This is a genomic window from Pseudomonas sp. GW460-12-10-14-TSB1 (genome assembly GCF_017349775.1).
In the GTDB taxonomy this organism is placed as follows: domain Bacteria; phylum Pseudomonadota; class Gammaproteobacteria; order Pseudomonadales; family Pseudomonadaceae; genus Aquipseudomonas; species Aquipseudomonas piscium.
The window spans coordinates 1-14,582 of the sequence record NZ_JACNAC010000094.1; the positions used below are offsets into that span (position 1 = coordinate 1).

Consider the following 14,582-nt stretch of genomic DNA (forward strand, 5'->3'; position numbering starts at 1 on the left):
CCTGCTTAGATCCGGTGGATCTGGGTGATGTGCGGCTTGCCTTTGATAGGCGCGTAGATTTCCACTACCGCTTGCCAGCTGTCCGAGGAGCCAGGCACCGTTGCTTTCGACAGATAACGATAGTTCGTGCCGTTGACGACCTGGGTCGAAACTTTTTCAGGGGTGTAGTTCACACCCACGAACCCGGCCAGGGCCTCTTTGAATACTTCCCGATCCTTTGGAGTCAGTTCGTGATAAGGAGTCCATCCGCCAACAAAGTTTTCTTGAGCCGACATACGATATATCTCCATATATAAGTTCCTACTCGTCTGGCTTTTCGGAGTCCGCCCCGTTTATTGAATGGTTTCCGGAATCCATTGTGCCGAGTGGTTTTCCCAAACGCCTGCTCATCGTGAAACAGGGTATTTGGGAGAACACCGGCACCTACTGCACAAGTCGCGCACTGCAAGCCATCAAGTGGCGAGCGCGAACCCTTGGTCATGGAGGATGAGGTGATGGTCGCCGTCTTCGGAACCTTGTCCCTGATAGCAGCAGCCTTCGATGAATGATGACTGCCAGACCTCCGTGTCTTGTCTGCAGCAGCTCTGCTTATGGGGGCATGCTGCTGGATGGCCTTAAGCTATCAAACATCAGTAAAAAGTCTGTGCGTATTTGGCTGTGTGAGATGTAAGGCGTTGGCTATTGGCTACGAGCGGCTAGATCGACGGCGCTTCAAGCCTGGGAGACGATCTGGTTATGGAGTTGTTTGCGTGCTGACTGGCACTCAACAGGCTCTGGTGCGCGCTCACCACGCAAGTCACGCACCAGGCCCGTCTGAATAATTACCACTGGCCGCTTACAAGACAGCCGACGATTTCCCAACCGCTGTATTCCCACCAGGAATATCGACCATCAGAGCAACTTCTGGCCAGGCTGGCCATCTGGATTTCGCCAGCTTTTTTCTGGGTTCCGAAAGGAGTGTCAATAGAAGCTGTCACCTGATTGACGGTCTGGGGAGCCTTGATGGTGGTCGGATGCACGGAAGCGTTCGCGACAGCTGCGGTGAAAGCGAGTGTCGCGGATACGGCCAGAGCAGTTATGGACTTTTTCATGTTCGAATCCTTTCAGTTATCTGACATGCGGCTTATACATCGGCCTGACCTGCCTTTATCAATAATCTGAACAGATCGGGCACTCGCGTAGTGTGACGCCATGAAAGCCTACTACCGTGCTGCCTCCCGCACAGTCGCTCAACGGCACTATTGACAAGCTGGTAAAAGCCTGGATTTTTTCTGCGGAGAGAGCTGCCCAAGAGTTCGAGTTTGACGAGCCTGTTGTTAACGGTCTCGCTGAAAGTGTCGGCTTTCGTCATGGTTTGAGGCGGTGGTTCGCTGGGAGGCAGTTCACTCGGATCCTCAAGGCTCAGTTGGAGTTGAGCAATAATCGTGTCCAGTTGCTCAGAGCAGTGGCCAAACCGCGCGCGATACAGCCCGGCGACTCTATGCATCCAGCCAAGGTGTCTTCCTGACACCGAGCCCCCTAAGCGGGTCTTTCGGCTTGTTTGAGATTGGGGCGAATCAACGAGAGCTCCCGCTCGAATGGCCACGTCGAAACGCTCCTCCACGAGATCGACACGACGATCGAAGCACACCGATCCGTTCCTCCAGGTCAGAGATCCTCCAACTCACTGTGGACTTCGGCAGGTTCAGATGTCGTGCCGCTTCACCCAGGCTCTCCGCCTGACTTATCCATGCCAGGACAAGAGCAGGTCGAAATCATTCGTTCCGCTCATGGAACAGTGATACCAATTTTCCATAGCTTGTGCAAAAACAGACCGAGACTTATCTTTTGGATGTCAGAAGACACCACAAACCGAAAGAGAAGGAGAAACTGTCATGGCGGATATTCCGCAACACTGATGATCCCGCCGATGCGCGACTACATGAGCGCTTTACTTCCTACGCCGCGACCGAGCGTATGACGACCGCCGAGGACGTCGCTCACACGGAGCGGTGCTCCTTGCCTCCTTAGTATCAATAGCAATCAGCAGAAAATGCAGGAGAATAATCATGTCGGATAAAACCATTGTTGTGTTTGGCGCAACGGGTCGGCAGGGGCAGGGGGTGGTGAACGCGCTGCTCGACCAGGGTGGCTACGTTGTCCGGGCAATCAGTCGCGATGCCAGCTCGGACCAGGCCAAGGAGCTCGCCGCTCGTGGGGTCGAGGTGGTTGCCGCAGATCTGAACGCAGCGGATACGTTGGCATCGGCGCTCAACGGGGCTTATGGCGTGTTCCTGGTCACCAATTTCTGGGACCCTGCAACCGGGGCGAGCGAGTACGACCAGGTCAGGAATGTGGTCAACGCCGCAAAATCCGCCGGTATTTCTCATGTTGTTTGGTCGACGCTGCCCAACGCTCTCGAAATTTCAGGCGGTAGGTATGAGGTTTCGCATTTCACCAACAAAGCTCTGGCCAACGTTGTGATCGCTGACGCGGGCTTTCCCTACTACAGCTTTGTCGAAGCGCCGTTCTTCTTTCAGAATTTTCTTGCCCAGATGGCGCCGCAACCCACCGGAAAAGGGGACCAAAAGGCCTGGGCGATTCCGATGGATATCGCCAACAAAAACGTTCATGCCGGCGACATTCTGGAGCTGGGAAAATTGGTCCGGCAGGTCTTTGAGCAGCCGGAGAAAGCTGGTCAGGGGCAAATCCTGTCGCTCTGCTCCGACGCTTACAGCTGGCAGGAGTTCGCAGATATTCTGAACGCACAGGGCCACAACGTGGTGGTGAACCAGGTGCCTGGCGAGGTCTACGATACGTTCTATCCCGGCGCGGAAGAGGTCCGCGAAATGATGAGCTACTTCGAGGGCTACAGCTACTTCGGCCCTGACGTGGACACCAAGAGGGCGCGCGCGGATGCGCTTGTCGGTGGGCAACTCACCAGTTTTGTTGATTGGGCCAAGGTCAACATGCCGGCCTGATCCACCGGTGGAGAATGGTGGATCGCAGCAAGATGACATCCCAACGCAACTTGGCCAGCTAGCCAAACCCTTAGTCCGCGGCAACACGGCTTTCTTTGGCACTTCCATTCCGACATCGCTACCGCGTCGTTGCTGATGGAAGGCGGGGTTTGGGCGCAGGAAACCGATCTGAAACACCACGCCCCCATCCTGATGACGTGGAAAGGACGAATACCATGACGACAAGCACGACAGAACGAGAAAACACCCAGCTCCACCTCGGGCACAATCAGCCTCCACGCGACATCGTTCACCGGACGCGCGGGACAAGCAGCGGCCCGATTACGCGGCTCGTGAGCCCCTCTGACTTGGGGGGGCTCATCAAGCCGTTCGTATTCCTCGACCTCTTCGATTTTGAGGGTGGTCAAGCCCCGTCTCTTGAACTTGGCTGGCACCCGCACTCAGGTATTGCCACGGTAACCGTCCTTCTTGATGGCTCGGTCCAATACGCCGAGACGACGGGCAGCGTGGGCGTGCTGCCCACCGGCGGCGTGGAATGGATGCAGGCAGGGGGCGGTGTTTGGCATACCGGTACCGTGGACTCGGCGCCCGCGAGAGGCTTCCAGCTCTGGGTGGCGCTCCCACCCGATCTTGAAAATGCGCCCAGCATGAGCCACTACGTGATGCCCGAAGATGTGCCCCACGTTGGCCCGGTGCGGGTGATCCTCGGCTCGTATAACGGTCTTTCGAGCCCCATCGTTGCGCCGCCAATGACGTACCTCCTGGTCACGCTGAAAGACGGCGAACGTTGGACGTTCCTCCCGCCATTGGGGCATGACGTCGCCTGGGTATCGTTGATGGATGGTGCGCTGCATGCGTCATCTCGCATCACACGTGGAGAGGTCGCGATCTTCGAGCGCGGCGAGACGGCCATCGAACTAGTCGCGGAGGGTGACACACAGTTCGTGCTCGGCTCGGCCAAGCAGCACCCTCACGAACTCGTGCTCGGCCACTACTCCGTGCATACCAGCGTCGAGGCGCTGCGACGGGGCGAGGCCGAGATCCGCCGTATAGGGCATCAACTTCGCGCTGAGGGCAAGTATAGCTACGCGCTCAGGTCGATCTGAGGCCGGGGCGTGATTCAGAAAGAAGAGCAGAAACATTCATGACCCAGACTCGAAAGTGGCGTCCATCACTACGAAAATGATGGGCGCCACTTTGATGTCGATCCGGGCTTGCGACTACGACGCCCTCGCGAGTCGCTCTACAGGAAGTCAGTCGCGAACAACATGCACAGGAGGCGCGCCGACGGGGTCAGCAGTCGCAGGTCGAACAACGCCAGATGGTTATGTGCCCGACGGCCTACCACGTTGTTCAACGAGCCATTTGTCGAAGGTACGCATGTCGGGCTGGCGCGCCAGCAGCGCCGGTATGTTGGCGAGGTAGCCGGCTTCCCCAAACCACTCAAACATCTTCCGAACGTCATGGGGCAATGAACGTAATAGCAACCTGGGCAGTGGGAAGGGTAGCCCGGCCGACCAGCCGTGGCCTTTGAGGACGGCGACGATCTGCGCGCGGGTCAGCTCGACGCCGGCGATTTCCTCGGACTTGCCAAGAAACTCACCCGGATGGGTGAATGCCTGCGCAACCCAATTGCCAATGTCGGCCGTTGCAATCATTTGGAGTGGCTTTGTCTTGGGCACGTAGCTGGACAACAGCGCCAATAGCATGGTTCGAGGTACAGGCTTACTAAAGTTGTCCATGAAGAACACGGGACGAACGATGCTGGCTGGTAGGCCAATGCTGCGGATGTGTTCCTCGATAAGCCACTTGCTTTCAAAATGTGCTACGCCCGAGCGCCGATCGGCTCCTCCCACCGATGCATAGATGAAGTGTTCTACCCCTGCGGCTAGCGCAGCATCCGCCACGGCAATGCCCCGGCGAGTTTCGAGCTCCGTGCCTTGTTCTGAACCTTGAACGGAAAAAACCCCATGGGCGCCGGCAAAGGCGCTTCGCAGTGAGGCATAGTCGTCCATGTCGGCCGCAACGACCTCGATGCCGTTCGCGGCCAATTGCTGCGCCACATTGGAGCTCGGCTTTCTCGAAAGCGCGCGAATGCGCCAATGACTTTCCATCCATAATGAGCGGATCACGGCACCGCCCTGTTGCCCAGTGGCACCTAGAACAACGATGGTTCTGAAAGTCATGGTATGGAACTCGACTGTTTTATCGAAGAGGTCAAGGAATACGAATAGCTTGACGAGCCCACCCAGCTCAGAGGGACTCACGAGGTGCGTAATCGGGCCGTTGCTCACCCTATGCGTGCGGTGAGCGATATCGCGCGGGCGCTGATTGTGTCTGGGTAGAGCAGGGGGGGCTTGACGCTTGTCGTCATGGTGTTCGTTCTTGCTTGTAGGGGCTCTTTGCAGGCTTCGGCCAGTGCGGTGCCGCCGAGACGAAGCACATCTCGGCGGCTGAGTGGGTTGCTCGTCGTCCCTGGTGTCCGGGGCCGAAAGTGTTGTCACACCAGCCCGAGGCCGAGCAACTCGGCGAGCGCCTTTCCTCGCGGGGTAGTCCAATCGATGGCCAGCTCCGACACGACCTGTGCCGTCGACGTGATCACGGCTCCGGCCTGCTCCATACGCCGCAGCGCGGCGGCGTCCCCTGCCTTTGTGAAAGAAGCAGACGCGTCCGTCACAACCTGAACGTGATACCCCTCGTCAAGCAGCTGGAGCACTGGAAAGACGACGCAGATCTCGGTTGTGATGCCGGCGACGATGACCTTCTTTCTTTCTGTGGCCTTGACCGTGTTGCTGTAGTTCGGGTCGTGCATCGCGTTCACGATTCCCGTGCGCTTGACCCGCTTGGCGAAGGCGTCCGGTGCGACTTCCTCTAGCTCGGGAATCAGCGGGCCCTGGATGTTCTCCTCCATGCTTGAGGTCAGTACCAGGGGCATGCCGACACCCTTGGCGATCTTCGCGAGCTGCACGGCGTTCTTCTTGACTTGCTCGACGTCGTGCGATCGCGTCCAAGATATCGTCCCCGTCTGATGATCGATCAACAGCATCGCGGCGTTTTCTGCGGTGTAGACATTCTTATGCATGGTTCGCTTCCTGTCTGGTGGTTTCCGACTCTTCACGTACACGATATGTTTCGTCATTTCTTTGCACAAGCCATGGTTTTTTGGCAACATCGTTCCATGAATAGAACGACCGATCTCAACCAGCTCTTGATTTTCGTACGGGTCATTCAGGCGGGGAGCCTGAGTGAAGCCGCGCGACGCTTGAACCTGCCGAAGTCCACAGTGAGCCGGAAGATCTCAGACCTGGAGGAACGGGTCGGTGAGCGGCTCATCCAGCGCACGACGCGTAAACTGGGCCTCACCGAGGCGGGCCGTCTGCTCTTCGAACGTGTCTCCCCGGCCATGAGCGACATCGAGGAGGCCGAGAGCGCGGTGGCGGGAATGCGTGGGGCGCCGCGCGGCGTGCTGCGGGTCGCGGCTCCCATGTCGTCCAGCACGCTCGGACCGATCGTCGCCGAGTACTTGATTCGTCATCCGGACGTGGCCGTCGAGATGGTGTGCTCCGATCGTCGTGTCGATCTCGTGGAGGAACGCTTCGATGTGGCCATTCGAGCGGGAGAGCTTGTCGATTCGACCCTTGTTGCGCGCAATCTCGGAAAAGCGAAGTTCATGCTCGTCGCGGCACCCGAGTACTGCAAACGCCATGGCGTCCCGAAGACGCCTGCCGAACTGACGAGCCACGCATGCGTCGCGTTCGGCGGCGGAGTCGCACCGCACGTCTGGCCCCTGGAGTCGGGGGGCAAACGTGTCGAGGTCCGCATTACCCCACGACTGACGGTCAATGACATGGAGATCGTTCGCGAGGCCGCCCTCGCGGGCGTGGGGATCGCATGGCTACCCCAACTCTTCTGCGCCGATGACCTGCGCCATAAGCGCTTGCTGCCCTTGCTCGTCGACTGGTGCTCGGCGGAGATCCCCGTGCATGCGCTCTACCCAACGAGACGTTATCTTTCGCCGAAGGTGGTCTCCTTCGTCGATCTGCTCTCCGAGCGGATCCAACTGCGCGATCACTAACGCGCAGCTTTTGCCTACGCCCACATGCGGCGCCGTCCCTCTTGTCCCGGCGCTTTGTCGACTTCTCGCCAACCCTCCAGGCAAAACCTGGCGAGGAGAAGGGATAACATTTTGAACTAGGCGGACCAGAGGGCAGGGCGGATATTTCTCATGGTCGACCCTCCCTCTTTGATAAAGGGTGGATCGAAGCTATTCTCACCAAGGACAGTGATCTTAATTATTTCCAAATACGCGTTAAATATCCGGGCAGGAGCCAAGAGACATGACAGGGGAAGATCTGATTAGGGCTATAAACAATAACAAAACACTCATGGAGTTGAATGATTGTCCTTCTGTGTCAGTTCAAATGGGCTGCGCTGTTTATGGGAAGGTGCAAGATGACGTTGGAAATGATGAAATTACAAATAATGGGAGCATGAAGTACCAAATCGAACAGGCACTTTTATTTCGTGGTGAGCACTCGCAGACAGCTGTTTGGCACTTTAGTACGGATAGTCCGGAACCAAAGGTTCATCACTTTGTCGTTATCCCTTGGTTCAAGCAGTCAGTCGGGACAGTGTATACAGTATTTATGGCCTACGAGAAAAAATACATGGTGGTTAATTATGTCGAGCATAACAGTCCAGCTCCTGGCGAGATTAAAGGCTACAAGACAGTTTGGACGGCAAACGACCTAAGCACCATGCTCCCTGACTTACTAACTAAGAGTAACGCTTGGGAAGAATATTTCGGCAATGTTGGACCAGCTCAGGCAAATAAAATCCGCTACTTTAAATACAAAATAACAACACTAGACTCTGCAGTTTCCAACGTGAATCAATACAGAGAGCTCTGTCGGTAAACTACTTGACCATCCTGGCGACCGTCTCACGCTTGGCCTGGGGTTACCCAAAGCCCACCTTCAGTGCTTCGATGTGCAGGTGGGCCTCGGCCAGCAGCTTCTTGAGTTTGGTATTCGCCGGCTCGATCTTTTGCAGACGTTACGAATTTCGAGAGATACCGCGACGTGTTCACCAACGGCCGGTATCCGTATGAGTCAAGCAGCTGGAAATTTTCCGATCCAGTGCCGGTGGGGTTCTGGATAGGAGCAAAGGACTCAGGATCCGTTTTTCCTGGATTACATTGTTGAGGTCCAGACGCGAGCTGCGGCAGAGTGATCGAGGCCTGGCTGCAAATCTGCCGCCACAACCCCCAAGCCTCCATATAGATATACGCATAATGTATATTATGTTAAATCATGTGCTATGCCAGATATGTTCATGTGCTTCGTAAGGCCTTGATTCGACAAACCCGCTTCTATCATCCACTTTCTTAAAGGGCCATGTCTTTCATGTACATGGCGAATCCTTTAATGAGGTGGTTGCCGATGAAGCTGATTCAGTGCCGTTTCTCTTCAGGTCTGCGTGTACCGCTGCTTGTGCAAGTTGGTAATGCGGCACCGTTACCCATACTCGTTCCGTTCATCTATGTTCAGCTCAAGCTCAGGCATCGCGCTTACAACACTACTGCGGCACATCTGCGCGCGATCCAGGCTTTCTATATCTATGCGAAAAGCCGTGATCTCAATATTGATGACGTCATCTTGGCCTGCCATTTCGAATCGATTCTGGCGTTACTGGACGGTTACGCCATCTGGCTCCAAAGCGGCCGTATTGACTCAAACGCCGCCAGGTGGTCGGCAGCGTGTCGCAAGGTTGCTTGGCCGGTCAGTTGCTGTTCGAGAATGCAGATCCAAGCTCCCAGCGGATTTGGTACTCAGGCCTCCATATAAACTCTCAAATTTTCTCTAAAAAACCTTCCTGCCTACTTGCTTCTACCCTCGGTTTTTCTCCTTCTCCTCACTGCCCTTTCGTCTCAGGTAATCAAACGCTTAGAAAGAGTACCTGAGCGCGGGTCGATATTTTTATCTGGAAAAAACCATAGCTCCCTATCATTTTTTGTCCGCCATCTATTCCAAAAAGGTCTTTTACGGTGAAATTGGATCCATGATTAATTAATCTCAGATGTAACAATTTGTTTCATTTTTACCGATTTTCGGTACTGCCAAGGGGGGGCGTTGTGTCGGTGAACCGCTAATTCCGTTCGTTCCGACGCGGTGGTTTATGCCTGGAAAAATTGATGTTTTTGCCTCCGCCGCCATGGCGGAGTGCAAGCAGGGATCTGAACCTAATTATCGAGGCTTGAACCCATGAATCATGTGATCAACTCAATATTTGAAGATGCATTACCCAGCTCATCCATCAGTCATGCCAACCCGGCACTAGTGCACGATGTCTTGTGGCGATCACTGGAACAGGCGCTAAAAGCAACGACTGAGGTCGCCCAGACCCAGCATACCCGCGCCTGTTTGAGGATCTTCGCGGAAATCGACACCTTGTCGTACCTGGATAAAGCCGATGCAAAACTGGCAGCCGCATTGGGCAAGGCCTTCTTCGAGTCACGCTCCATCAAAGACGTCGAGGCGTTCTGGAAGTTGCTGTTAATCAAGCAACTGTTGTTCGAGTTATCCGTCAGGAGCGCGGCCACCCACATTGCCTCGAAGGCCAGCTACAGTCGCCCGCCTCTCGCGTTGGCCCCGACGTTTCTTGCTGACCAGTCCAACGTACGCATCAGCTTGGGCCTGCTCTGCAAGGAGACCGACCAGCTCAAGCACTCCGTAGTACAGGCCTTGCAGAAACTTGCCCAGCATGTCGAGGACCATGGGCTGAAAAAAACCTACGTGACCCAACAAATGTTGTTGGAGTTGTACAACGCCGTGTGGTCGGGCAGTAATGGCATTGATATCGAGTCGCAGATTTTTTATGCCGACAGTGTTTACGATGCATTGCCCGATGCCTATCAGGCCCTGGGCCTTGCGGGTGAGGAAAAGTGGCTGACCTTGTACACCTGGTTGTACGGAGACAAGGATGGTCGCCCCTATGACACCAATCAGCACACCGAGACCCTGGTGATCGCACTCGAAACGGCCATTCGCAACCGTTACATAGCCGACATCAATAGCCTGATCAAAGACGCTGGCGCACGGCATCGCTTGGAAGAGATTCGCGCAAGATTGGACAAGGGGCACCCTGAGTGCTTTGAACACCCCAGCGAACTGGCTGAAGCCCTGAGCAGCATCCGCTTCACCCAACCTGCCGCCATCGATCGCTTACTGCTACGCGTGAATACCTTCGGCTTCCACTACCTGGAAATCGAGTTCCGTGAGAACGCCGAGATGTTCAGCAATGTTGTCGATGAGATTCTCTCCAGCCAATGGTTGCAAGACATCGGCCAGGGCGAAGGCCGTTACTATCGTGATCTGGATGAGCCTGCGCGGCAGGCAGTGTTGGCGCAGACCCTCGATGAAGGGTATGCCCTGCCTCCCGCAACCCTCTGGCAAGAGTACCTGCAGCGGACCGCGGCAATTTATGAAGAGAAGGCTCTGCGCTACAAGGGCCAGGACTACATCGCACTATTGGAACAGGATCCCAGCTACATCCGCATGTACGACGCACGTAACGCTGTCGAGCGTTTCGAAATGATCGACAACTACCGCGACCGCATGAAAATCCACGGGATTGCCGAGTACACGTCGGCCCTCAGTGTGCTGGAAGTACTGTTTCTCACGAAGGCCGCCCAAGTACGAGACGGTATCGACATCGCCCTTCAACCGGAGGACCTCGGTGGCGCTGAGCAGACCCTGCGCACGGTGCATGAAGTGTATGAAAACCCGGTGTACAGACAACACCTTGAGTCACGCGGCAACCGCCAGTACATCACGTTTGGCCCCAGCGACACGGGTAAGCAAGGTGGTAAGGGGATGCACAAGCTCAACATGGCTATCGCCAACCAGCACAGGTTGATCGCTGCCCGGTACGGTATCGAGGTAGTAGCCCATGTGATCATGGGGGGCGAACACGCACGTTGTAACGGAGTGATCGCCGAGACTATGCAGGAGTTTGGTGCCCTGGACAGTGCGGAAACCCGCTTCATGTTGGCCGGCTGCGCGGAGATGCGAAGCCATTTATTGACGCGAAATCAGTCGGTCAACTTCCTGAGCCAGCTGTACCTCATGCATGCCGAACCCCAGCCACAACCGTCCGAAGAGGTGATCGAGAGCAGGATCCAACGCTGGACCAACGTCGTGCACCGCTACCAGGCGAAGTTCTTCGAGCACCCGGCGCTACCATCGTTACTGCGGGATATGGCGCGATTTGATGTGGTCAGGGCCACCGCCAAGGGCACCCGACCGCCATCAAGGATTTTCAACATCAAGGTCTTCGAGTCCCGGCCCGATGCCATTCGCGCGATTCCCTGGACCCGCGCCCTGTTGGCCAGTGGTTTGCACAGCGAACTGATCGGCGTCGGGCAGTTTGCCGCGCAGCCTGCTGCGCAGTTACTTGAGGCTTTTCACGACGACGGAAGTTTCCATAACTACGTCAAGGGAATGGCATATTCCATCGCTCGGACCGACCTCAAATGTGCCTGGCTAACCTTGACGGGCAGCATCCCTGACAAGGAGCACATCCTCGAGTTGGCCGCAGCCCTGAAGATCGAAACCATTGGCACCGCCGAACAGTTGCTGGCCAGCCTGCACCTGGAAGTGGTCGAAGGTAAGCGATTTGTCTACAAAGCCACCACCGGCGTCGAGCCTCAGGACCCCTGGAAAATCAAGGATGGTGCCCTGCTCAATCTGTGGCCAAGCCTCAAGGCCGAGGTACACCGTAAGGAAAAGAGCCTGCGGATTTACCGGCTGTTCCTGATCTATTCCAAGATCAACACCGACTTTATCAAATCCTCGTCGCTGAATGACTTCTACAGCGGCTTCCTGGCAGCTGCCAGTACTGATACAGGTTTAGTCGATCCTGCCAGTGCCAGTCACTTCATATGGTAAGTCACCGACCGATATCCAGGGCAACCTGTGGTATCGGTCGGCGCAGGCGCCCTTCAAGAGGATCACATGCATGGCATTTACCACCCTGGTACTGGACGCCCCCGCCCCGCCGCTGCTGTTCGAGGAAATCAACCGATTCCTTGAACTTGGCCTGGCCATCACCCTGAACCTTCACTATTTCACCGATAAGGACAGCATCAAGAAACACTACGGCGGACGCATTCAATACCGCGAGATCAACTGTCACGACAAACCGGCCTTCATCGCCGCGGTGACCGAGGCCGGTGGTTACAGCGTGTTCAAGACGCGCTTGAACATCCCCCTCGATGGCGAACTGATCAGAGCCAGCGCATCACCGCACCTGGCAACCCCTCTGCAAGCTATCGCCCAGGCAGGTGTAGGCCTTAACCATATCGACCGACAGGAAGCAGCCCGGTGTGGCGTGACGGTATTGAACACGCCTGGCTCCAACGCCACAGCTGTCGCCGAATACGTGGTGGCCCAAGCGCTGTTTTTATCCAGGGACCTTGGCCACTACAACCGCGAAACTCACAAAGGCCATTGGTCCAAAGGCACCCTGGCTCCCGGCCCGGAAATCACCGAGCTCACCCTCGGGCTGGTGGGTACCGGAGGCATTGCCCGGGAGGTGGCTCGCAAGGCCGAAGCACTGGACATAAAGGTCATCGCCACCGGCTCCGAGCGCTTCACGGAACAGGCGGCGCGGAACCTTGGACTTGAACGACGGCAAACACTCGAGCAACTGCTAGGCGAGTCCGACATCGTCTCCATCCATACGCCTCTCACTCCGCTCACCCGGGGCCTGTTCGGCAGTGCCGCGTTCAGCCAGATGCGCCAAGGTTCGATCCTGATCAATACCGCACGCGGTGGCATCGTCGACGAGGACCAGTTGGCAACTTTCATGAGCCAGTATCCCAGGCATATAAAGGCCGTCGCCATTGATACCTTCACCCATGAAAAAGACTGCTTCAATTCGCCCCTGGTGGGTATCGCCAACGCGCAGTTGACGCCGCATATCGCGGGCAACACCGCGACGGCGATCAGGGCGGCTTCACGGCAAATCGTCGACAAAATCCACGCTTTCAGCACCGGTGCTACGGCACGCTGATCCCACAGGACAACAGGAAGCTCTCATCATGCAAACGTCTATTCACAAACGCCTGAAAGCCTTGAGTTGCACCGACCTGAGCGATGCAATGGACCGCCTGAAAATCATTTGCCAGTGCACCGATATCAAGCCCCTGGACCGCGCATTCAACCTGACGGGCAAAGCTTGGACCCTGCGCTACGGTCCCATAGGCCTTGATGGAGGGTCGGTTGGTGACTACATCGACGATCTGGAGGAAGGCCAAGTGGTTGTGATCGACAATCAGGCCCGGCTCGACACCACTGTGTGGGGTGACCTGTTGACGTCCACCGCCGCTCGAAAAAAATTGGCAGGCACGGTGATTGACGGAATCTGTCGCGATGTCGATCGAGCGCTGGAACTCAATTACCCGATTTTTTCCCGGGGCAACTGGATGCGCACCGGCAAGGATCGAGTGCGCGTCGAAGCTATTCAGGAGCCGGTGACGCTGGGTGGAGTGCGGGTGCAGCCAGACGATTGGCTACGAGGCGATGGCGATGGCCTGGTGGTTATTCCTGCCCGGCAACTAACCCAGGTGTTGACGGTGGCAGAGGAAATCCATCAGGCCGAAGAACAGATTCGCGCAGCCATCGACGCCGGCATTCCGTTGCGTCAGGCCCGGGCTGACTATGGTTATCATGCCCTGCAGACTCCTCGCAGCTAACGCATGCTGCTTCAGCACATGAACGGATGCTGCGAGCGTTTTGCTGTACTGCTGTTTCGATGCAGGAAACAAATCGCAGCATCCTGCCGGAGGCCACCGAGCGTTCGCGACAAGCGCTGGACCAAGGCCTGATCACCCTGGTCATCGACCCGCCGCCCCTTTGACCACCGTCATTGTCGAACGAGACGCATCCTGCCAATACTCAGCCCCATCATTCACCGGCGCCGCCAGCGTCGACACTCGATGGCAATGCCCGCCAGGGCAACCACCCTGGATAATTGCTGTCGATCATCATGGATACTTGAGAAGGACACTCAAATGGTACGTGCCGTTACTATTCTCACCGAGAATTTCTCCGACTGGGAACCCGCACTCATCAACTCCACGGGGCGAGCCTACTATGGCTTCGACACTCGTTTCGCGGCCCCCGGTGGCAAGCAAGTGACCTCATCCGGAGGAATGACCATCATCCCGAACCTGGCCATCGAAGCCATCGCGCTGGACGATGTCGACTTGCTGATAGTGACGGGAGGCCCTGTCTGGAAAACAGACAAGGCACCGGCAATCGAGGCGCTGGTGCGTGCGGCCCACGCCAGGAACATCGTCGTTGCCGGCATCTGTGACGGCACCCGCGTCCTGGCCCAGGCTGGAGTACTGGATCACGTGCAGCATACGTCCAACTCCGCTGAGAACCTGAAGCAGGTGCATTACCGCGGAGCGGATTATTACCAGGATGTGCCCTATGCCGTTGCCGACCAGGGTGTGGTCACCGCGCCTGGTAGCGCGCCTGTCAGCTTCATGGCGCAAATCCTTAATACCTTGGGTTTGAACGACAAGAAGCTCGATGCCTACCTGGCCATGCATGC

Annotated in this window: 14 protein-coding genes; 9 read left to right on the forward strand and 5 right to left on the reverse strand. The window is 56.5% G+C overall.

The annotated features are described in order from the left end of the window. Positions 1–5 precede the first annotated feature (5 nt). From J4D52_RS29535 to J4D52_RS30850, 3 genes are all read right to left on the reverse strand, one after another. Complete coding sequence (locus J4D52_RS29535) at positions 6–275, reverse strand: hypothetical protein (protein ID WP_023965133.1); 270 nt, start codon at positions 273–275, stop codon at positions 6–8. 546 nt (positions 276–821) lie between these two features. Further along, positions 822–1,091, reverse strand: coding sequence for a hypothetical protein (locus J4D52_RS29540; RefSeq protein ID WP_102678188.1), 270 nt, complete (start codon positions 1,089–1,091; stop codon positions 822–824). Between the two features lie 465 nt (positions 1,092–1,556). Beyond that, positions 1,557–1,736 carry a LysR family transcriptional regulator gene (locus J4D52_RS30850; protein ID WP_110721767.1) on the reverse strand — a complete coding sequence of 60 codons (180 nt, stop codon included), beginning with the start codon at positions 1,734–1,736 and terminating at the stop codon, positions 1,557–1,559. A gap of 312 nt (positions 1,737–2,048) precedes the next feature. On the opposite strand from J4D52_RS30850, the gene J4D52_RS29550 reads away from it, so the two are divergent. Then, positions 2,049–2,960, forward strand: a complete 912-nt coding sequence (locus tag J4D52_RS29550) for an NmrA/HSCARG family protein (protein WP_102678186.1) — start codon at positions 2,049–2,051, stop codon at positions 2,958–2,960. A 215-nt stretch (positions 2,961–3,175) separates the two neighbouring features. Then, positions 3,176–4,066, forward strand: coding sequence for a pirin family protein (locus tag J4D52_RS29555; RefSeq protein WP_102678185.1), 891 nt, complete (start codon positions 3,176–3,178; stop codon positions 4,064–4,066). A gap of 219 nt (positions 4,067–4,285) precedes the next feature. Here J4D52_RS29555 and J4D52_RS29560 read toward each other — a convergent pair whose 3' ends face one another. Together J4D52_RS29560 and J4D52_RS29565 are read right to left on the reverse strand one after the other, a co-directional pair. Then, positions 4,286–5,146, reverse strand: coding sequence for an NmrA/HSCARG family protein (locus J4D52_RS29560; protein WP_102678189.1), 861 nt, complete (start codon positions 5,144–5,146; stop codon positions 4,286–4,288). Positions 5,147–5,460: 314 nt separating this feature from the next. After that, entirely contained in the window at positions 5,461–6,042 is a 582-nt protein-coding gene (locus J4D52_RS29565; protein WP_025808907.1) for an isochorismatase family protein, read from the reverse strand. Positions 6,043–6,087: 45 nt separating this feature from the next. Here J4D52_RS29565 and J4D52_RS29570 point away from each other — a divergent pair, with 45 nt between their 5' ends. From J4D52_RS29570 to J4D52_RS29600, 7 genes are all read left to right on the forward strand, one after another. Beyond that, positions 6,088–7,035, forward strand: coding sequence for a LysR family transcriptional regulator (locus tag J4D52_RS29570; RefSeq protein WP_226304409.1), 948 nt, complete (start codon positions 6,088–6,090; stop codon positions 7,033–7,035). Between the two features lie 262 nt (positions 7,036–7,297). After that, positions 7,298–7,876, forward strand: coding sequence for a hypothetical protein (locus J4D52_RS29575; RefSeq protein WP_102678183.1), 579 nt, complete (start codon positions 7,298–7,300; stop codon positions 7,874–7,876). A gap of 525 nt (positions 7,877–8,401) precedes the next feature. Continuing rightward, positions 8,402–8,806 (forward strand): hypothetical protein, encoded by a 405-nt coding sequence (locus J4D52_RS29580; protein ID WP_256581582.1) that lies wholly within the window; start codon positions 8,402–8,404, stop codon positions 8,804–8,806. 417 nt (positions 8,807–9,223) lie between these two features. After that, positions 9,224–11,908, forward strand: coding sequence for a phosphoenolpyruvate carboxylase (locus J4D52_RS29585; protein WP_102678182.1), 2,685 nt, complete (start codon positions 9,224–9,226; stop codon positions 11,906–11,908). Between the two features lie 70 nt (positions 11,909–11,978). Next, positions 11,979–13,034, forward strand: a complete 1,056-nt coding sequence (locus J4D52_RS29590; protein ID WP_102678181.1) for a D-isomer specific 2-hydroxyacid dehydrogenase family protein — start codon at positions 11,979–11,981, stop codon at positions 13,032–13,034. A gap of 28 nt (positions 13,035–13,062) precedes the next feature. Next, positions 13,063–13,716 (forward strand): RraA family protein, encoded by a 654-nt coding sequence (locus J4D52_RS29595; protein ID WP_102678180.1) that lies wholly within the window; start codon positions 13,063–13,065, stop codon positions 13,714–13,716. Between the two features lie 318 nt (positions 13,717–14,034). Next, positions 14,035–14,582 (forward strand): type 1 glutamine amidotransferase family protein (locus tag J4D52_RS29600; RefSeq protein ID WP_207272214.1); only part of this gene is annotated, 548 nt, incomplete at its 3' end.

Excerpts from the sequence above, each read along its gene's own strand:
- J4D52_RS29585 (WP_102678182.1), top strand. The coding sequence starts at position 9,224 with ATGAATCATGTGATCAACTCAATATTTGAAGATGCATTACCCAGCTCA.
- J4D52_RS29560 (WP_102678189.1), bottom strand. The coding sequence starts at position 5,146 with ATGACTTTCAGAACCATCGTTGTTCTAGGTGCCACTGGGCAACAGGGC.
- J4D52_RS29590 (WP_102678181.1), top strand. The coding sequence starts at position 11,979 with ATGGCATTTACCACCCTGGTACTGGACGCCCCCGCCCCGCCGCTGCTG.
- J4D52_RS29540 (WP_102678188.1), bottom strand. The coding sequence starts at position 1,091 with ATGAAAAAGTCCATAACTGCTCTGGCCGTATCCGCGACACTCGCTTTC.
- J4D52_RS29580 (WP_256581582.1), top strand. The coding sequence starts at position 8,402 with ATGAAGCTGATTCAGTGCCGTTTCTCTTCAGGTCTGCGTGTACCGCTG.
- J4D52_RS29565 (WP_025808907.1), bottom strand. The coding sequence starts at position 6,042 with ATGCATAAGAATGTCTACACCGCAGAAAACGCCGCGATGCTGTTGATC.
- J4D52_RS29555 (WP_102678185.1), top strand. The coding sequence starts at position 3,176 with ATGACGACAAGCACGACAGAACGAGAAAACACCCAGCTCCACCTCGGG.
- J4D52_RS29570 (WP_226304409.1), top strand. The coding sequence starts at position 6,088 with ATGTTTCGTCATTTCTTTGCACAAGCCATGGTTTTTTGGCAACATCGT.
- J4D52_RS29550 (WP_102678186.1), top strand. The coding sequence starts at position 2,049 with ATGTCGGATAAAACCATTGTTGTGTTTGGCGCAACGGGTCGGCAGGGG.
- J4D52_RS29595 (WP_102678180.1), top strand. The coding sequence starts at position 13,063 with ATGCAAACGTCTATTCACAAACGCCTGAAAGCCTTGAGTTGCACCGAC.
- J4D52_RS29535 (WP_023965133.1), bottom strand. The coding sequence starts at position 275 with ATGTCGGCTCAAGAAAACTTTGTTGGCGGATGGACTCCTTATCACGAA.
- J4D52_RS29575 (WP_102678183.1), top strand. The coding sequence starts at position 7,298 with ATGACAGGGGAAGATCTGATTAGGGCTATAAACAATAACAAAACACTC.